The organism is Micromonospora peucetia (assembly GCF_900091625.1).
Lineage (GTDB): Bacteria > Actinomycetota > Actinomycetes > Mycobacteriales > Micromonosporaceae > Micromonospora > Micromonospora peucetia.
The window spans coordinates 567,296-586,383 of sequence record NZ_FMIC01000002.1 but is presented as its reverse complement, the minus strand read 5'-3'; the positions used below and the strand labels follow the sequence as shown (position 1 = coordinate 586,383).

Sequence of the window (19,088 nt, the reverse complement as noted above, 5' to 3'; positions counted from 1 at the left end):
CGATGGCCGCCATCTCCCGCGAGGAGGTCGCGCACCTGGCGCGACTGTCGCGGCTCGCCGTCACGGAGGAGGAGCTGGACACCTTCGCCGGCCAGCTCGACGTGATCCTCCAGGCGGTCGCGCAGGTCGGCGAGGTCGCCGCGGCGGACATCCCGCCGACGTCGCACTCGGTGCCGCTGACCAACGTCCTGCGGGACGACGTCGTGGTGCCCGGGCTGACCCCGCAGGAGGCGCTGTCGGGTGCGCCCGACGCCGAGGCACAGCGGTTCCGCGTACCGCGGATCCTGGATGAGGATGTGGCGTCATGAGCGAGCGCAGTGACCTGACCAGACTGACCGCGACGGAGATCGCGGGGCTCGTCGCCGCCGGTGAGGCCTCCGCCGTCGAGGTCACCCGCGCACACCTGGACCGGATCGCCGCCGTCGACGACCGGGTGCACGCGTTCCTGCACGTCGACTCCGAGGGCGCGCTCGCCGCTGCCGCCGAGGTCGACGCCCGCCGCGCCGCCGGTGAGGAACTGGGCCCGCTGGCCGGTGTGCCGGTCGCCGTGAAGGACGTGCTGACCACCAAGGGCGTGCCGACCACCGTCGGGTCGAAGATCCTGGAGGGCTGGCGTCCGCCGTACGACTCGACGATCGTGCAGCGGCTGCGCGCCGCCGGCACGGTGATGCTCGGCAAGACCAACATGGACGAGTTCGCGATGGGCTCCTCCACGGAATACTCGGCGTACGGGCCGACCCACAACCCGTGGGACCTGAGCCGCATTCCCGGTGGTTCGGGCGGTGGCAGCTCCGCGGCGCTGGCCGCGTACGAGGCGCCGCTGGCGATCGGCTCCGACACCGGCGGCTCGATCCGCCAGCCCGGCGCGGTCACCGGCACCGTCGGCGCCAAGCCCACCTACGGCGGCACCTCCCGATACGGTCTGGTGGCGTTCTCCTCCTCCCTCGACACGCCCGGCCCCTGCGCCCGGAACGTGCTGGACGCGGCGCTGCTGCACGAGGTGATCGGTGGGCACGACCCGCGCGACTCCACCTCGATCCCACAGCCCGTACCGGACGTGGTGGCCGCCGCCAGGCTCGGCGCGACCGGCGACCTGACCGGCGTGAAGCTCGGCATCGTCAGCGAGTTCGTCGGCGAGGGCGCCGAGCCGGGCGTGATGGCGGCGTTCCACGAGTCGGTCGACGCGCTGGCCAAGCTGGGCGCCGAGATCGTCGAGGTGTCCTGCCCCCACTTCAGGTACGCGCTGCCGGCGTACTACCTGATCGCCCCGAGCGAGGCCTCCTCCAACCTGGCCCGGTTCGACGGCGTCCGGTTCGGCCTGCGGGTCGGCGACGACGGCAACCGGTCGCTGGAGGAGGTCATGTCGCTGACCCGGGAGGCCGGCTTCGGCGCCGAGGTCAAGCGCCGGATCATGCTCGGCACGTACGCGCTCTCGTCGGGCTACTACGACGCCTACTACGGTCAGGCGCAGAAGGTCCGGACGCTGATCACCCGGGACTTCACCGCCGCCTTCGAGCGGGTCGACGCGCTGATCTCGCCGACCACCCCGTTCGTGGCGTTCCCGATCGGCGCGCGCACCGCCGACCCGTACCAGATGTACCTGGCCGACCTGTTCACCATCCCGACGAACCTGTACGGCGGGCCGGGCATCTCGGTGCCGTGCGGGCTCTCCGAGGGGCTGCCGGTCGGCTTCCAGATCATGGCCCCGACGATGGCCGACGACCGGATGTACCGGGTCGCCGCCGCGCTGGAAAGCGTCGTCGGCACCTTCACCCCACCGGCACTGTGAGGCAGGAGCTCAGATGACGACGACACTGCCCGCGTACGACGAGGTCGTCGCGCGCTACGAACCGGTGATCGGCCTGGAGACCCACGTCGAGCTGGGCACGAACACCAAGATGTTCTGCGGCTGCCCGACCGACTTCGGTGGCGAGCCGAACACCCGGGTCTGCCCGGTCTGCCTGGGTCTGCCGGGCTCGCTGCCGGTCGCCAACCGGGCCGCCATCGAGGCGACCATCCGGATCGGCCTGGCGCTGAACTGCTCGATCGCCGAGTGGTGCCGGTTCGCGCGGAAGAACTACTTCTACCCGGACATGCCGAAGGACTTCCAGATCAGCCAGTACGACGAGCCGCTGTGCTTCGACGGCTACCTGGACGTCGAGGTGAACGGCGAACTGGTGCGGATCGGCATCGAGCGGGTGCACCTGGAGGAGGACACCGGCAAGACGCTGCACGTCGGTGGCGCCACCGGGCGCATCCAGGGCGCCACCGAGTCGCTGGTCGACTACAACCGGGCCGGCATCCCGCTGGTGGAGATCGTCACCAGGCCGGTTCCCGGCATCGGCGCGCTGGCCCCCGAGGTGGCCCGCGCGTACGTCACCGAGTTGCGCGACGTGCTCCGCTCACTGGGCGTATCCGACGTGCGGATGGAGGAGGGCTCGCTGCGCTGCGACGTGAACACCTCCCTCAACCTGCCCGGCGAGGAGTGGGGCACCCGCACGGAGACCAAGAACGTCAACTCGCTGCGGTCGGTCGAGCGGGCCGTCCGGTCCGAGATCATCCGGCAGGCGTCCGTGCTCGACGCGGGCGGCCGGATCATCCAGGAGACCCGGCACTTCCACGAGGACACCGGTGACACCACGCCGGGCCGGTCCAAGGAGACGGCGACCGACTACCGGTACTTCCCGGAGCCCGACCTGGTGCCGTTGGCACCGGACACCGCCTGGGTCGCCGAGCTGAAGGCCGCCCTGCCCGAGCTGCCCCGGCTGCACCGGCGCCGGCTCCAGGAGCAGTGGGGTCTCTCCGACGGGGACATGCAGTCCGTGCTCAACGCCGGCGCGGTCGAGCTGATCGAGGCCACGGTCGCCGCCGGCGCCACCCCGGCCGCCGCCCGCAAGTGGTGGCTGGGCGAGCTGTCCCGGCGGGCCAACGAGACCGGCGTGGAACTGGCCGACATCGGGGCCACCCCGGGGCAGGTCGCCGAGCTCCAGGGCCTGGTTGACGCCGGCAAGCTCAACGACAAGCTGGCCCGCACCGTCCTGGAGGGCGTGGTGGCTGGCGAGGGCTCGCCGACCGAGATCATGAGCAACCGGGGCCTGGAGGTCGTCTCCGACACGGGCGCGCTCACCGCAGCCGTGGACGAGGCGATCGCCGCCAACCCGGACATCGCCGACAAGATCCGCAGTGGCAAGGTCGCCGCGGCCGGCGCGCTGGTCGGCGCGGTCATGAAGACCACCCGCGGCCAGGCCGACGCCAAGACCGTCCGCGACCTGATCCTGGAGCGCCTCACCGCCCAGTCCTGACCTGCCCCACCCCGTCCGACCCGCGTCGATCATGAGGTTGACGGCAGTCGTCGATCTCCAGACTGCCGTCCACCTCATGATCGATCGGCGTGGGTCGGTGTAGCGCACCCCACCCCTCGCGAGGCGTCAACGGCGACGCCTGGATGGAGCCACCGTGAACGAGCAGGCGTCCCGTACCGACCTCGACATCCTCGACGAGATCCAGCAGCGGGTGCTCTGGCTCGCGACCCGGATCGTGGACGCGGCCAACCACGACCGGGACACCGGCGACGGGGTGAAGGTGGGCGGGCACCAGGCGTCCAGCGCCTCGCTGGTCACCGCGATGACGGCGCTGTGGTTCGCGCACCTCGACGCCGAGGACCGGGTGGCCGTGAAGCCGCACGCCTCGCCGGTCTTCCACGCCATCCAGTACCTGCTGGGCAATCTCGACCGCTCCTACCTGACGCGGCTGCGCGCCCGGGGCGGGCTCCAGTCGTACCCGTCGCGGACCAAGGACCCGGACGAGGTGGACTTCTCCACCGGTTCGGTCGGGCTCGGCGCGGCGGCGCCACTGTTCGCCGCCGCGACCCGCCGCTACGTCGACGCGCACTTCGGCGCCCGCCCGCACTCCCGGTTCGTCGCGCTGATCGGCGACGCCGAGCTGGACGAGGGGAACATCTGGGAGGCCGTCGCCGACCCGGCCACCACGGGCCTGGGCAACGTGACGTGGCTGGTCGACTTCAACCGGCAGTCGCTGGACCGGGTGGTGCCCGGGGTGCGGATCAACCAGTGGCGGGGCCAGTTCGAGGCCGCCGGCTGGCACGTGGTCGAGGTCAAGTACGGCCGCAAGCTCGCCGAGGCGTACGCCCGGCCGGGCGGCGAGGCGCTGCGCGACTGGATCGACGCGATGCCCAACGAGCAGTACCAGTCGCTGTTCGGGCTCACCGGCGCGGCGCTGCGCAAGCAGTTCCTCGACGGCGCGCCCGAGGGCATCGAGGCGTTCATCGCGGGCATCGGCGACGACGAGCTGGGGCCGCTCGTCACCGACCTGGGCGGGCACGACATGGCGGCGATGCTCGACGCGTACGCCCAGTGTGACGCCGTCACCGACCGGCCCAGCGTGATCTTCGCGTACACCGTGAAAGGGTGGGGGTTGCCGATCGCCGGCAACCCGCGCAACCACTCGGCGCTGCTCACCACCGAGCAGGTCGACGCGCTGCGTGCCGCGCGTGGCCTGACGCGGGAGACCGAGTGGGACCGCCTCGACCCGGCGTCCCCGGCCGGCATCCGGGCCGGCGAGCGCCGGGAGGCGCTGTCCCGCGCGCCCCGAGAGCGGGCGCTGGGCGTCACCGTTCCGGAGAGCACGCGGGTACGGGCCAACAAGCCGATCTCGACGCAGGAGGTCTTCGGCCGGGTGTTGGTCGAGCTGGCCCGCAATCCCGAGGTGGGCCGTTACCTGGTGACCACCGCGCCGGACGTGGCGACCTCCACCAACCTGGCCGGTTTCCTCAACAAGACCGGCGTCTTCGCGCCGACCGAGCAGCGTGCCTGGACCGAGGACCGGATGCTGCGCTGGACGGAGAGCCCCGCCGGCCAGCACATCGAGCTGGGCATCTCGGAGATGAACCTGTTCCTGCTGCTCGGCCAGCTCGGCCTGTCGTGGGACCTGTCGGCGCAGCCGCTGCTGCCGGTCGGCACGGTCTACGACCCGTTCGTGCTGCGTGGCCTGGACGCGTTCCTGTACGGCACCTACTCCGGCTCCCGGTTCGTGGTCGCCGGCACCCCGTCGGGCATCACGCTCGCCCCGGAGGGCGGTGCCCACCAGTCGACCATCACCGCCTCGGTGGGTCTGGAGCTGCCGGGGGTGACGTTCCTCGAACCCGCGTACGCGACCACCCTGGACTGGCTGCTCTGCGACGCGCTGGGCCAGATGGCCGGCGGGGCGACCCCGTCGGCGACGGCCGCTCCCGCCGAGGACGGGGCGTACTACTTCCGGCTCAGCACCCGCCCCATCGACCAGGCGCCCTTCGAGGCGGCCCGGGCCCGGCTCGGCGACGCGGTGCTGCGCCGGCAGGCGGTCGCCGGGGCGTACCGGCTGGTCGACGCCCACAAGGCGTACCCGCACCTGGCCGACGCCCCGGTGGTGCAGCTCGCCGCCTCCGGCGCGGTGCTGCCCGAGGTGCTCGCGGCGGCGGCGGAGCTGGCCGAGGAGGGCATCGCCGCGCACGTCGTCGACGTCACCTCGCTGGACCGGCTCTACCGGGCCTGGCAGCGCACCCTGCGCCAAGGCATACGCACCGCCACCGTGCCGAGTGTGCCGGGCGCGCTGCGTTCGGCGTTCGCCGACCGGGTGCCGGTGGTCACCGTGCACGACGCCGCCTCGCACGCCATGGCGTGGCTCGGTTCGGCACTCGCTGCCCCGGCGGTGCCACTGGGCGTGGACGAGTTCGGCCAGTCCGGCAGCGTCCACGACCTCTACGACCTGCATGACCTGCTGCCCGGCAGCATCGTGAACGCGGCCCTCGCGGCCCTGTCCCTGCGCTGATCCGCAGGAGCTTCCGGGAGCGGGCGGCGCGACGGGTCAGCGGGTCGGGGTGGGGGTGACCGGGACGGGCGCACCGGCCTTCGGGACCTCCACGACGTGCCGCTCCAGGTTCACCTGCGCCTGCCCGGTGCCGCCGACGGTGATGTCGTCGTACGCCTGGAGCAGCTTGTCCTGGTCGAAGTAGAGCACGCTCATCGACAGCGGGGTGGGCTTCTCGCCCTCCAGGCCGCGCAGGCCGGCGCCGCCCGTGGAGCCCTGCACCATCAGCTGGGTGGGCTGCTGCCCGGGCAGCTCCGGGAGCTTCGACACCTGCCGGGCGTGGGTGTGCCCGGCGAGCACCAGCGGGCAGGTGCCCGACAGCGGGCCGGCCGAGGCCGGGTCGTGCACCAGCGCGATGTCCACCGGTCGTGGCGAACTGCGTACCGTGGCCGCGAGCTGGTCGCCGACGCCGATGAGCTGGTCCGCGGTCTGCTGGGTGAGGCCGCTGCCCGCCGGTGAGGTGTTCTTGTCGGGTGTGAAGCGCGGGTCACCGATGCCGGCGATGGTCAGCCCCGCGACCGTGGTGGTCGTGTTGTTCAGCACGATCGCGTTGGGCTGGCGGGCCACGGCCGCCGCGGTCCGCCCCGAGTCGTGGTTGCCCCGGATGTAGACGTACGGCTTCTTCAGCAGGCCGATCGAGCCGACGTAGGAGGCTTCCGGCTCAGATCCCCAGTCGGTGATGTCCCCGGTGTCGATCACCACGTCGATGCCGAACTGCTCGACGACGGTGCGGATGAGCTGCCAGCCGGTCGGGTTGAGATGCATGTCGGAGACGTGCAGCACCCGGGTGGTGCCGGGGGCGGGTTCGTAGACCGGCAGCGCCGACACGGTGGTGTAGAGCTGGCTGACGTTGCCGACGATGCGCTGGAGCTGCTCGGCGTACCGGGTGTAGTCGTTCGCGATCCGTCGGGCGTCACCGACAATCGCGGGCGCGTTGACCAGCAGCCCCTCGTAGCGTGGCTCCTCGATCGACTCCGGCCGGATGGTCGCCGCGGCGGCGCCGAGGCTGCCGGCGGTGATCACCAGCGCCAGCCCGCCGGCCCAGGCCGCCCGGCGGGTGTCGCGGAAGACCAGCAGGGCCAGCAGCAGGGTGACCAGCACCGCCGAGGCGAGCGTCCGCAGGCCGAGCCGCAGCACGCCCTTACGGACGTCGTCGACGGCCGACTGGCTCGCCCGGTTGATGCTCGCCGGGTCGTCGAGCAGCGCCTCGGTGCGGCTCTGGTCCAGCGCGCCCAGCTCCACCGTCAGGTGGGTCGGACCGTCGTGGCTGTCGAGCAACAGCGCTCCCAGTGGCGGGATGTCGACCGTGGTGCCGCCGCCCAGCGCCGGCGCGACCGTGAGGTCGGCCTGGAACGGGCCGATGTCGGTGCTCACCCGGCCGCCGGCGAGTACGCCGATCACCACGCCGATCAGGGCGACGACGAGGACCGCCAGGGCCACCCCGCTCACGCGCAGGGCCCGCCGGCCGGTCCGGTCGCCGGCCCTCCGCCAGGGCGCCCGGCGCGGGGCGTGACCCGTCGCCGGGGCGTCCTCGTCCCGGTTCGCGTGCTGCTCGTTCTCCTGGCCGTCCATGGTGAGATTCTGACCTGCCCACTGAGGGATCTTGGGAAACCCGGGTACGCCGGTGCGTCAGCTCCGGCCGGCCCCGCCGCCGGCGAAGACCAGCCGCAGCAGCCGATCATCCTCGGGCACCGGGTTGCCCCGCCCGTCGTGGTTGGAGGTGCTCACCCAGATCGAGCCGTCGGGAGCGGCGGCCACCGCCCGCAACCGCCCGAACCGTTCGGTCAGCAGCTCGCGCGGCTGGCCGAGGACGGTGCCGGTGTCGGTCAGCTCGACCAGCCAGAGTCGCTTGCCGCGCAGGCAGGCGGTGACGAGCAGCCGGTCCGTGGCCGTCAGCCCGGAACAGGAGGCGTCCGACGTCGGCCACTGGGTGACCGGGTTGACGAAACGCTTGTCGTCGTCGCGCCCCTCGACCGTCGGCCACCCGTAGTTGCGGCCCTTGGTGATCTGGTTGATCTCGTCCCAGGTGTTCTGGCCGAACTCCACGGCGTACATCCGCTTGCCGGGGTCCCAGGCGATGCCCTGGACGTTGCGGTGGCCCAGGGACCACACCGGGGAGTTCGGGAACGGGTTGCCGGGCGCGGGCTTGCCGTCCCTGGTGATTCGCAGGATCTTGCCGCCGAGCCGTTTGGCGTCCTGCGCCTGCGGCTGGTCGCCGGCGTCGCCGGTGCTCGCGTAGAGCAGGCCGTCCGGGCCGAAGGCGAGGCCGCCGCCGTTGTGGATGCCGGCCTTGGGGATGCCGGTCAGGATCGGGGTGGGCGTGCCGCCCAGCTCCAGCCGGGCGATCCGGTTGTCCCGCTCGGTGGTGTAGTAGACGAAGACCGACTTGTCCCGTTGGTAGTCGGGCGAGACGGCGATGCCCATCAGCCCGCCCTCACCGGAGGCCGCCACGTCTGCGATGGTCTGCACCGGGGTGACCTTCAGCCCGTCGGGCCCCGACTCGGGGCCGACCCGCAGGATCCGGCCGCTGTCCCGCTCGGTGACCAGCGCCGCGCCGTCGGGCAGGAAGGCGATCGCCCACGGCACCCGCAGGCCCTTCGCCAGCACGGTGGTCACCACCTCCTGGCCGCCGTCGCCGGGGCTCGCCGTCGCCGACGGGGTGGGGAAGGTGGGTGGCTCACCGGCCGGGTCGGGCTCCGGCTCGCCGAGGCTGCAACCGGCGGCCGTCAACAGAAGTGCCGCGCACGAGGCCGCCAGGGCCGTGCGCAGACGACGGGTGCGAGGGTACGGGGGACGGGCGCTCACCCGGCCCAGGGTAGCCCGCCGAGGCGCCCCGGCGGGGCCGACGGGATCGGACCGGCCGGGTGGCGTGGTCAGGTCACCCGGACGGCGAGCAGCGCGACGTCGTCCTCCCGGTGGTCCGCGGTGGTCAGCAGCAGGTCGCACAGCGCGTCCAACGGCAGCCCGTCCGTGCCGACCAGCCGGGCGGTCAGCTCCGCGATCCCCTCGTCGATGGACCGGTCCCGCCGCTCGATGAGGCCGTCGGTGTAGAGCAGCAGGGTGTCACCGGCGGCCAGGTGGGTGTGCCGGCTGGTGCGGGGCACCGGCCGGTTCAGCCCGAGCAGCGGCTCCGGTGTTCCGGCGAGCAGCTCCACCGCGCCCCCGACCCGGACCACGAGCGGCGCGGGGTGGCCGGCATTGCACCAGGTGACCCGCTGGCCACCAGCCTCGTCGGCGCGCAGCCGCACCAGCGTCGCGGTGGCCGCGGCCGGGATGCGCAGCCCGCGCATCGTCTCGTCCAGGCGGCTCATCAGCTCGTCGACCGCGTCGGACCGGCCGTACGCGTTGCCCCGGACGAGGTTGCGCAGCTGTCCCATGGTCGCCGCGGCCTCGATGTCGTGCCCGGCCACGTCGCCGATCGCCGCGATCAGCTCCCCGCCGGGCTGGCGGAAGGCGTCGTACCAGTCGCCGCCGACCTCCACCCGGTCGGCCGCCGGCTGGTAGCGGGCCGCCAGCTCCAGGTCCTCGGTGACCGGCAGTTGCGGCAGCATGCTGTCCTGCAGCACGTGCGCGACGTGCCGCTGTTCGCCGTACCTGCGGCTGTTGCCGATCGCCTGTCCGGCCCGGCGGCCGACGTCCTGGGCGACGAGCAGGTCGCTGTCGTCGAAGTGCCGCCGCTGCGGGCCGTTGACCAGGGTGATGCAGCCGAGTACCCGCCCGGCGTCGGTGATCGGCACGCTGAGGTGCGAGGCGAAGCCCAGGCGCGCGGCGAGCTCCGGCATCTCCGGCCCGATGGCGCCCCGCCGCACGTCGTCGAGACTGCCGGCGGCGCCCAGCACGGGCCGCCCGGTCCGCAGCACCGCCCGGGTGATCGAGTCGGGGCTCAGCCCCGTCCGCATCAGCTCGGCGAAGCGGGCGACGTCCGCTGCCAGGGCCGGGTCGCGGTGGGAGGCGGTCACGTCGCGGGGCGCCCCGTCGGGCCCGACCAGGGTCACCAGGGACCAGTCGGCCAGCAGCGGAACCATCGTGTGGCGCAGGCGGCGCAGCACGGTCGTCACGTCGAGCGTCCCGGCCAGCGTCCCGGCCAGCCCGGCCAGCAGCTCAAGCCGGCCGTTGGCCTCCTCGACGCGTCGCCGTGCCTGCTCGGCGCCCTCCAGGGCGATCCGCAGCCGCAGCTCCGAGGAGCAGGCGGCGGCCAGGTCGGCGAGCGTCCGCAACTGCTCGGCGGTCCAGTCGCGTGGCTTGTCGTCGATCGCGCAGAGCGAGCCGAGGACACGGCCCTCCAGGTCGGTCAGCGGCATCCCGGCGTACGCCACCACGCCCAGTTCGGGCACGGCGAGGTTGTCCCGGAGGGCGGGGTGCAGCCGGGCGTCCGGCAGCACCATCGGGGTGCCGAGGTCGACGACGTGCTGGCAGAACGAGTGGCTCAGCGGGGTCTGCCGCCGGGCGGCCCACAGCCGGGACAGCCCCACCTCGCCGGGGAAGAACTGGCGTTCGGTGTCGACCAGGGAGACCAGGGCGACCGGCACGTCGAGCAAATCCCCGACCAGCCGGGCGAACCGGTCGAACGCCTCGTCGGGGGCGGCCGTCAGCCGGGTCTCGGCGAGGGAACGCAGCCGATCGGGGTCGCGGAGCGCCGGGATCCGGTCCGCCCGCTCCGGGGCGTCGTCGCGGGAGCCGTCGATCATTGACCACCTGTCTGTGCCGGATGGAGGCCGACCGGCGCTCCGGTCCCTCTCGTACCCCGTCCGGTTATACCCCGTCCGGCGCCGGATCGCCCCGGCCGGCGGGCAGTCAACCTGATCACGGCGGCGTCGGTGGGTAGTGCGTCCGGGTGGCGGAAGCCGCCCCGCCAGGCCGGCGGACCCGCCGGGGGCCTATCGTCGGCGGGCGTGAAGGTATGGATCCCGCACCCGGCCGGCCGTACGCTGCTCGGCGAGCTGCCGCCGGAGGTCACCGTCGAGGTGGTCGAGGACGTGTCCCGGCTTCCCGGACCGGCGGCCGGCGTCCGGTTCTGGGTGCCGCCCTTCCTGGCCGGCGGGGACGCCACCGCGCTGCTGCGCGAGCTGCCCGACCTGGCGGTGGTGCAACTCCTCTCCGCCGGGGCGGACGCGTGGGCCGGCCGGGTCCCGCAGGGGGTGACACTCTGCGACGCCAGGGGCGTGCACGACCCGTCCACCGCCGAGTGGGTGGTCGCGGCGATCCTGTCCCAGCTGCGTGCCTTCCCCGCCCTCGCCCGCGCGCAGGCCCGGCGCGACTGGGCGTACGACGAGGTGGCGCCCACCGACGAGCTGGCCGGCAAGCGGGTGCTGATCGTCGGGGCGGGCTCCATCGGCACGGCGGTACGGGACCGGCTCGCGCCGTTCGAGGTGAGCTTCACCCTGGTGGCCCGGACCGCTCGCCCGGAGCAGGGCGTGCACGGCGTCGAGGAACTGCCGGCGCTGCTGCCCGAGGCCGACGTGGTGGTGCTGCTGGTGCCGCTGACCGAGCGCACCCGGGGGCTGGTCGACGAGAGGTTCCTCGCCGCGATGCGCGACGGGGCGCTGCTGGTCAACGCCTCCCGTGGGCCGGTGGCCCGGACCGGGGCGCTGGTCGCCGAGCTGCGTACCGGCCGCATCTCGGCCGCGCTGGACGTCACCGATCCGGAGCCGTTGCCCGCCGACCACGAGCTGTGGACGATGCCGAACGTGCTGCTCACGCCACACGTCGCCGGATCGGTACGCGGCCTGCTGCCGCGCGCGTACCGGCTGGTGGGCGACCAGGTCCGCCGGTTCGCGGCCGGCGAGCCACTGATCAACACGGTGGTGGACGGCTACTGAGCGGCGCCGGCCCGGCGGTGTTCAGTCGGCCGTCTCGGGCAGGGTCTGGCCGGTGGCCGAGACCAGCCGGGGCAGGTCGGTGCCGCGTACGGCCGGCAGCGGCACCCGCTGGCCGTCGTCGAGCCGGGCGACCGCCCGGCCGCGCGGGTCGGCGGCCAGCGCGACGACCCGGTCCCAACTGATCCGGCGCTGCCCGAGCAGCGCCCGCACGCGCAGCTCGCGGGCGTCCGCGTCGGTGCCGGACCGCCACGCCCAGACCGCGACGGCGAGCGGGACGAGCAGCACCGGCAGCAGGTACCACCGCGCGCCGGCCAACGGCAGGGCGCCGAAGAAGGCGACGATCGCGGCGGCCAGGATCGCCTGGTGGTGCCGGAACTGGATGGTGCCGGAGCTGCTCACCTCCCGATGATCCCACCCCCGCCGGTACCGGTATGCGCCGGGCGTCGCCGGGTGCCCGCCGCGAACCGGCAGTGACAAGGATCACTCTCGACTCGGCGTCACCGCCCTCGTGTCTGTTCGTTTCCGAGTGGTGGGCAGTGGACTCACCCCGTGTCCGGCGCCCCGCACCGTCGCACCGCCCGTGCCCCCTCACGAAGGCGACCGCCGTGCCCCTCGCCTATCCGCAACGCGCGTCCATCACCCGTCCCGCCGTGCCGGACACCGTCGTCCTCGCCGCCGTCGCCCTGCTCCTGCTCGCCGGTGTGGCCGGCCGGCTGCCCGCCCTGGCCGTGGTGGCGCTGGGCGGCGCCGCCGGCTCCGCCCTGGCCGGCACGCGGCTCTCCCGGCTCGCCGCCGCCCCGCCGCCGGCTTTCATCCCCGAGCAGGTCTCCGCCAGGTCCCGGGCAGCCCGCCGGCGTACGGCGCCACCCCGCCGCGTCGCCGTGCTGCTCGACGCCGCGGTGGTGACGGCAGGGCTCACCGCCGCTGTGCTCCCGCTCGCCGATCCGGGCCACCGGTCCGCCGTCGTCGGGTCGGGGCTGGCTGCCGCCGCCGGCCTGTTCGCCGCGGGTCTGCCGCCGGCTGCGCGGGGGCGGGGGCCTGGCCCGTCCGCCCGGGTCCGGCTGCGCGGGGCCGTCGACGCGACCGCCGCCGGCCTGGGGCTGGTCCTCGCCGGCTGGCTGCTGCTGCCCCGCGACCGTCTCGACACGCCGGTCCGGCTCGCCGTGGCAGTGGCCCTGGGCGGGCTCGGGCTGACCGTGCTGACCGTGCTGACGGGGCCGCACCGGCGGACCGGCGTCGCCCGTTGCCAGGTCGGTGCGGCGCTCACCCTGACCGGGCTGGTGTTGCTGGCCGCGCTCGCGGTGGGCGCGGCGCCGGATCCGGCGGTGCTGCTGGCCGTACCGCCGCTGGTGGGCGGGGTGCTGCTGACGGCGGCGGGAGCGCGGCGGGTGACCCGGTCGGAACCGGACCCACCGGCCGTGTCGGCCAGGAGGTGGCCCCGTGTCGTCGTCCCGGCTGCCACCGCCGTGGCGGCCACCGGCTGGCAGCTCCGCGACGGCGAGTCGCCGGATCTCACCGCGGTCCTGCTCGCGTTGGCGCTGGCCCCGGCGCTGGTGCTCCGCGACCTGCTCCGGCCGGATTCCCCGGTACAGCCGATCCGCCCTGACGGCCCGCCGGCCCGCCCTGACGGCCCGCCGGCCCGCCCTGACGGCCCGCCGGCCCGGCACCGGTCGGCGGACCCGGACCCCTCCGGCACGCCGGTGGACCGGCCGGCGTTGCTGCGGGCCCTCGCCGCTCTCCGGGACGCGCCGGCCCCCACCGGTGCCCTGCTCGTCGTGGACCTGCACGGCCCCGGCGCCGCCTCCGACGGGCGCCAGGTCCGCGAGGACGTGCTGGCCGAGGTGGTCCGCCGCGCCCGCGCCGTCGTCGGCCCCCGGGACCTGCTCGCGGACGTCACCGCCACCGGCTTCGCCGTGGTCACCGAGGTCGGCCCGGTGCTGGCGTACGCGCTGGGCACCCGGCTGCTGGCCGCGCTCACCCAGCCCTACCAGGTGGCGGGCGGGGTGCTGCGGCTGCGGGTGGGTGTCGGGCTGGCCGAGGTCGGCGGCGGCACCCCGGAGGACGTGCTGCGCCAGGCGGACCTGGCCCGGCGCCGGTCCGTGCAGCTCGGCCGGGACCGGGTCGAGTGGTACGACGCCTACCTGGAGGAGCAGCTCGTCCGCCGGCTCGACCTGGAACGGGAGCTGCCCGGGGCGGTCGCCCGGGGCGAGCTGGACCTCGTCTACCAGCCGATACTCGACCTGACCGACCGGCAGCCGGTCGGCACGGAGGCGCTGCTGCGCTGGCGTAGCCCGGTGCTCGGCACGGTGCTGCCCGGCGAGTTCCTGCCGGTGGCCGAGGACCTCGACATCGTGGGTGAGCTGGGATGCTGGATGCTGGACCGGGCCTGCCGGCAGCTCGCCGCCTGGTCGGCGGGTAGCCGGCAGCTCTGGATGGCGGTGAACGTGACAGTGCGGGAGCTGGCCGCGCCGGACTTCGTGCCCAGGACGGCGGCCGTGCTGGACGCGTACGGGGTGTCGCCGGACCGGCTGGTGGTCGAGGTGGCGGAGCCCCGGGTGGGCGCCGAGCTGCCGACCGTGGTGGCCCGGCTGGCCGGGCTGCGGTCGCTGGGGGTGCACACCGCGCTGGACGACTTCCGGGCCGAGCACGCCTCGCTGGCGCAGCTCCGCCGGCTGCCGATCGACCTGCTAAAGGTCGGCCCGCAGCTGGTGGACCCGGCGGACCCGCAGCGTCCGCTGATCGACGTGGTGGTGACCGTGGGTGACCGGCTGGGGCTGGACATCGTGGCCGAGGAACTGGAGTCGGTCAGCCTCGTCGACGGTGCGCGGCGGGCCGGCTGCCGGTACGGGCAGGGCTTCGCGCTGGCCCGCCCGGCCACGGCGGAGCGGGTCGAGGCGTACTTCGAGGAGTTCCCGTCGGCCTCGCGCTGACGGGGCGGCCGGCACGGCCGCCCCGCCACCGCAGTCACCGCAGGTAGGGGCCGGTCTCGCCGACCTTGCCCGGCGCCGGGTTACCCGGCAGGTCCAGCACGTACGCCCGCAGGTTGCCCTGTCCGCTGACGCTCGCCGTCAGCGTCCCGTTGGTGACCGTCCGGACGTCGCCGGTGACCGCGTCGGTGTACCGGCCGTTGGGCACCCCGGTGAACGTCGCGCTCCCGGAGACCGTCACCAGCGCGAAGCTGTCCACCGCGCCTGCGGTGAAGCGGCGCTTGTACGCCATCGAGTTGCCGCTGATCCCCTCGGTCGAGTACTGCCCCTTCTGCAGGGCCGGCACCGCCCGGCGGATCTGGTTGAGCCGCTGCACGTGTTTGACCAGCGGTTTGTCCAGCGTGGCGGCCACCGGCCCGGTGGCGGAGCCGACCCGGCCGAAGTCGGTCGCGGTGACCGTGCCCGCCAGGTGGCCGCCGTAGTAGGCCCGGCCGGTGGTGGCCAGCGGGCAGCTCGGCCCGCAGTCGATCCTCGCGCCCTTCTGGAACTCGATCTCCGAGCCGTAGTAGAGCGTCGGGATCCCCCGGAACGTCCACATCAGGCTCATGTTCTCCGCCCAGGCGCCGGTGCCTCCGGTGTACCGGGTGTTCGACTTGTTTGGGCCGTAGTCGTGGCTGTCGACGTACACGACGTTGTAGGTGGCGTCGTTGTAGCTGTCGTCGGAGTCCTTGCCGTTGCCGAAGGCGTTGTTCGCGTCGCCGAAGTTCATGTGCATCCGCATGTCGATGACGTTCATGCCGGAGAACTTCGAGCGGTCCGGCGCGTGGTACGTGTTGCCGCGCAGGAACGCGTTGTCGGTGGTGGGCTGCCCGCTCGGGCCGATCAGCTGCTCGTGGTCGTACTGCTCGATCGCGGCCCGCACGTCGTCGGGGCTGTAGTCCCTGCGCTCCTTCCAGGTGAAGAACTGCGCCGAGTGGTTGACCGAGCCGCGGTTCCACTTGTCGTTGACGAACGCGGCGACCTCGCCGAAGACGTAGAAGTCCCGGCCCTTCTCGCCGTGTTTGGCCAGCGCGTGCTGCTGGATCGCCGGCAGGAACCGGCGGTTCCAGGTGACCCGGGGGATGTGTACGGCCGTGTCGATCCGGAAGCCGTCCACCCCCATGTCGATGAACCGGTTGTACGCGTCGATCAGGTGCTTCTGCACGGTGGCGTTCTCGGTGTTGAAGTCGGCCAGGTCCTCGTGCAGCCAGCAGCTGCGCGAGTCCTCACCCTCCCAGTTGCCGATCCAGCACTGGTGGTAGAGGTCGGCCGGGAACAGCTTGCTGGTCGGGGTCGGCCACTGGCACTCGTAGAGCCGGAAGCCCTCGGGGCTGGTGCCGGCCGGGGCGCCCCAGCGTGGGCACTGGTTGCCGGCCGGCGCGGTGGTCGACCAGACGTCCCCGTTGTATGGCCGGCCCTTGGCGAGGGCGTTCTGCGCCGGGGTCAGCTCCGGGTCGGTGCCGGAGTGCTCGACCGTCGGGTCGTACTCGCGGCCCGCCTCCGGCCTGCTGTACATCCACTTCCACTGCTCGTCGCGGACGCCGTACACGGTGGGGGTGAACAGGCCCTTGGCGCCCCACCGGGAGCTGTGGTTGTAGACCACGTCCTGGAAGATCTTCATGCCCTTGGCGTGCGCGGCGTTGATCAGGTCCTGGTAGGTCGCGCCGGGGCTCTCCAGACGCGGGTCGACCCGGAAGAAGTCCCAGCCGTGGTAGCCGTGGAAGTCGTAGTCGGACCGGTTCAGCACGACCGGGGTGATCCAGAGGGCGGAGAAGCCGAGCCCCTTGACATAGTCGAGCTTGTCGATCAGACCCTTGAAGTCGCCGCGGAACATCGGGTCGTCGTTGGCCGCGTTGCCGGACCTCACGTGCTGGCTGCCGCCCCGGTTGTTGGTGCTGTCGCCGTCGGCGAACCGGGCGGTCATCACGAAGTAGATGCTGTCCTCGCGGGGATCGCCGCCGAGCGGTGTGCCGGCCGGTGGCGGCGGCGGGGTGCTGCCGGTGGTCGCCGCGGCGGGGGCGCTGGCCGGGGAGGTGTTGCCGGCCGCGTCGTACGCCTGGACGGTGTACTCGTACCGGGTGTCCGGGCTCAGCGCGTTGTCGACGTGGCTGGTGCCGGCGGTGGTCACCGTGACCGTGCCCTGCGGCCCGCCGGTGCGGGTGAGCCGGTAACCGGTGACCGCCCGGTCGTCGGTGGCCGCCGCCCAGGAGACGGCGACCCGCAGCCCGTTCGCGGTCGCGCCCAGCCCCGTGGGGGTGGACGGCGGCGTCGTGTCCGGGCTGTCGGGCGGGCACGGTGAGGCCGCGTCGGCGGTCACCACCCCCGCCTTTACCGTGCTCACCCCGGAGCCGATGGTGTAGTCCGCGCCGTTGTTGTTGTCCCAGGCTCCGGCGCCGTTGTTGAAAGCCGCCCGGAGCGTGGTGGCGGTGCCGAGGTCGACCACCCGGCGGGCCCAACCGGTGCAGCCCGCCTCCATCGGCACACCGGGGACGGTGGTCCAGGCGCCGCCGGCGGGCTGGTAGTGGATGTTCGCGGTGGTCCAGCCCTTGGTCCCGACGTGGTACCAGACGTCGGCCGTCCGGCCGGTCGGCGGGTTCGTCGGGGTGGGCGTCGGTGTGGGGGTGCCGCAGGGATCGCCCGTGCCGACCACGCCGTCGGCGACGGTCACCGTGCCGGTGCCGGTGCGGTAGTTCGCGCCCCTGTTGTTGTCCCAGGTCCCGGCGTTGTCGTTGAACACCACCTGGAGGCCGGTGGCGGTCCCGGCGTCGACGGTGCGCTTGCGCCAGCCGGCGCACGCGGTCTCCATCGCCACCCCGGGGACGGCCGTCCATGCGCCGCCGTTCGGGGCGTAGTGGATGTTCACCTGCCCGGTCCAGGCGGTGGGGGGTCGGTAGTAGACGGTCACGGAGTTCGCGGCGGCGGCCGTGCTGAGCGGGGCCAGCCCGACGGTGAGCCCGGCGGCCAGCGCGGCCCCGATCATCCGTCGTCGTCGTCCGGTGCTGGGGCGCATCGGACCTCCTCGGGGGTGTTGTCGGCGGGGGCCGACGGGACGGGGGTGCCTTGCGGGAACAGTCGTCAGCGGGAGGATGGTTGCCCGATCCGGACAGGGATGTGACGTATCGCGTCACAGAGAGACGAATGTTTCTGCAAGGTCTTGCAGTAACGAGAAAGTTACCACCGTCAACGTCTTGACACCAGGAGTTCACAGCGGGTGGGACGGCGGCCCTCAGCCGGCGGGCACGCCACCGTGCGGGGGTGGGGTGCGCGCCGACTGGGGTCGGTCCGGGTGGGGTTGGGCTGAACCGGTTCAGTTGGCGCGGGGCGGTGCCGTGCTGCCCCGGGGGGTGAGGTGCGCCGTCTCGTCCTGGACGCGGCTGGCCGGCGAGCCGCCGATCACCGCGAGCAGCTGCCGGGCGGCGTGCGCGCCGTACGCCGGGATGTCCCGGCCGAGCGCGGTCAGCGGCGGGTGCACGAGCTGGCAGAGCGGCGAGTCGTCCCAGGCCACGATGGACACCTCGGCCGGCACGGCGAGGCCCATCTCCTGGGCCACCGACAGCCCCGCTATCGCCATCACGTCGTTGTCGTAGATCACGGCGGTGGGGCGGGTGGCCGAGCTGAGCAGCCGGCGGGTGGCGCGCGCCCCCTCCTCGCCGGTGTAGTCCGACGGGACGGTGACCGCGTCGGCCAGCCCCAGCCGCCGGCACACCCGGGCGAACGCCTCGGTGCGGATCTCGGTGTGCAGCAGGGCGGGCAGCCCGCCGACCCGGGCGATCCGGCGGTGGCCGAGGGCGACCAGGTATTCCACGGTCTCCACCAGCGCCGCCGCGTCGTCGGACCAGACGCTGGCCAGCCCGCCGGTGCCGTCCGGGCCGCCGATCACCACCGCAGGCAGGCCCAGCTCCTCCAGCACCGGCACCCGGCGGTCGTCGGTGCGCAGGTCGCAGACGAGGACGCCGTCGACCCGGCGTTCGCCCCACCACCGACGGTAGACCGCGACCTCCGCCTCCTGGTCGGCCACCACCTGGAGGGTGAGCGCGTACGACCGGGCGGAGAGCTCGGCCTCGACGCCGCTGATCAGCTCCATGAAGAACGGCTCGATGCCGAGCGTGCGGGCCGGGCGGCACAGGGTGAGACCGACCGCGTCGGCGGTGGCCCCGGAGAGCGAGCGGGCGGCCCGGCTCGGGTTGAAGCCGATCTCGGCGGCGATGGCGAGGATCCGCTGCCGGGTGGCCTCGGAGACCCCCGGTTGGCCGTTCAGCGCGTAGGACACCGCTCCCTTGGAGACCCCGGCGCGGCGGGCGACGTCGGCGATCGTGGGCCGCTTCACCGGCGTGCTCCTCCACTCTCCCGCCCGGGCGGGGTGTCACCACGAAGCCGGGGCGACCGGCGGCGACCCACGCTACTGCACCGGTCGCCGCCGGTCCGGTCCGACCGGCGT

The 19,088-nt window shown here is 73.7% G+C and carries 12 protein-coding genes; 6 read left to right on the top strand and 6 right to left on the bottom strand.

The features are described 5' to 3' along the window. The first annotated feature begins 2 nt into the window (after window positions 1-2). The 4 genes from gatC to GA0070608_RS03095 all read left to right on the top strand — a co-directional run bounded on the left by gatC (window position 3) and on the right by GA0070608_RS03095 (window position 5,826). Complete coding sequence (gene gatC / locus GA0070608_RS03110; protein ID WP_091621275.1) at window positions 3-308, top strand: Asp-tRNA(Asn)/Glu-tRNA(Gln) amidotransferase subunit GatC; 306 nt, start codon at window positions 3-5, stop codon at window positions 306-308. Next, a complete protein-coding gene (gene gatA, locus GA0070608_RS03105) occupies window positions 305-1,789 on the top strand; it encodes an Asp-tRNA(Asn)/Glu-tRNA(Gln) amidotransferase subunit GatA (RefSeq protein ID WP_091621273.1) in 1,485 nt (494 codons plus the stop codon). Before gatC ends, gatA begins: the two co-directional genes overlap by 4 nt. Window positions 1,790-1,802: 13 nt before the next feature. Continuing rightward, on the top strand, window positions 1,803-3,302 hold the full coding sequence (gene gatB, locus GA0070608_RS03100) for an Asp-tRNA(Asn)/Glu-tRNA(Gln) amidotransferase subunit GatB (RefSeq protein ID WP_091621271.1): 1,500 nt from the start codon (window positions 1,803-1,805) through the stop codon (window positions 3,300-3,302). A gap of 154 nt (window positions 3,303-3,456) precedes the next feature. Further along, window positions 3,457-5,826, top strand: a complete 2,370-nt coding sequence (locus tag GA0070608_RS03095; protein ID WP_091621269.1) for a transketolase-like TK C-terminal-containing protein — start codon at window positions 3,457-3,459, stop codon at window positions 5,824-5,826. A gap of 36 nt (window positions 5,827-5,862) precedes the next feature. On the opposite strand, the gene GA0070608_RS03090 is transcribed toward GA0070608_RS03095, so the two are convergent. The 3 genes from GA0070608_RS03090 to GA0070608_RS03080 form a co-directional block, all read right to left on the bottom strand. Further along, the gene (locus tag GA0070608_RS03090) at window positions 5,863-7,437 is read right to left on the bottom strand and encodes a metallophosphoesterase (RefSeq protein ID WP_091621267.1); all 1,575 of its coding nucleotides are present in this window, start codon (window positions 7,435-7,437) and stop codon (window positions 5,863-5,865) included. A 57-nt stretch (window positions 7,438-7,494) separates the two neighbouring features. Further along, the gene (locus tag GA0070608_RS03085) at window positions 7,495-8,670 is read right to left on the bottom strand and encodes a PQQ-dependent sugar dehydrogenase (RefSeq protein ID WP_091621265.1); all 1,176 of its coding nucleotides are present in this window, start codon (window positions 8,668-8,670) and stop codon (window positions 7,495-7,497) included. Between the two features lie 68 nt (window positions 8,671-8,738). Next, window positions 8,739-10,553: a SpoIIE family protein phosphatase gene (locus tag GA0070608_RS03080; protein WP_091621263.1), complete on the bottom strand. Its 1,815-nt coding sequence runs from the start codon at window positions 10,551-10,553 to the stop codon at window positions 8,739-8,741. Window positions 10,554-10,757: 204 nt separating this feature from the next. On the opposite strand from GA0070608_RS03080, the gene GA0070608_RS03075 reads away from it, so the two are divergent. After that, a complete protein-coding gene (locus GA0070608_RS03075) occupies window positions 10,758-11,684 on the top strand; it encodes a 2-hydroxyacid dehydrogenase (protein ID WP_091621261.1) in 927 nt (308 codons plus the stop codon). 21 nt (window positions 11,685-11,705) lie between these two features. Here GA0070608_RS03075 and GA0070608_RS03070 read toward each other — a convergent pair whose 3' ends face one another. Beyond that, window positions 11,706-12,083, bottom strand: a complete 378-nt coding sequence (locus GA0070608_RS03070; RefSeq protein WP_091621259.1) for a PH domain-containing protein — start codon at window positions 12,081-12,083, stop codon at window positions 11,706-11,708. A gap of 206 nt (window positions 12,084-12,289) precedes the next feature. Here GA0070608_RS03070 and GA0070608_RS03065 point away from each other — a divergent pair, with 206 nt between their 5' ends. After that, window positions 12,290-14,614, top strand: a complete 2,325-nt coding sequence (locus GA0070608_RS03065) for a bifunctional diguanylate cyclase/phosphodiesterase (RefSeq protein WP_245715673.1) — start codon at window positions 12,290-12,292, stop codon at window positions 14,612-14,614. Between the two features lie 34 nt (window positions 14,615-14,648). Here the strand turns inward: GA0070608_RS03065 and GA0070608_RS03060 are convergent, their stop codons facing one another. Together GA0070608_RS03060 and GA0070608_RS03055 are read right to left on the bottom strand one after the other, a co-directional pair. Further along, window positions 14,649-17,660 carry a carbohydrate binding domain-containing protein gene (locus tag GA0070608_RS03060; RefSeq protein WP_091621254.1) on the bottom strand — a complete coding sequence of 1,004 codons (3,012 nt, stop codon included), beginning with the start codon at window positions 17,658-17,660 and terminating at the stop codon, window positions 14,649-14,651. 297 nt (window positions 17,661-17,957) lie between these two features. After that, window positions 17,958-18,977: a LacI family DNA-binding transcriptional regulator gene (locus GA0070608_RS03055; protein ID WP_091621252.1), complete on the bottom strand. Its 1,020-nt coding sequence runs from the start codon at window positions 18,975-18,977 to the stop codon at window positions 17,958-17,960. Window positions 18,978-19,088 lie beyond the last annotated feature (111 nt).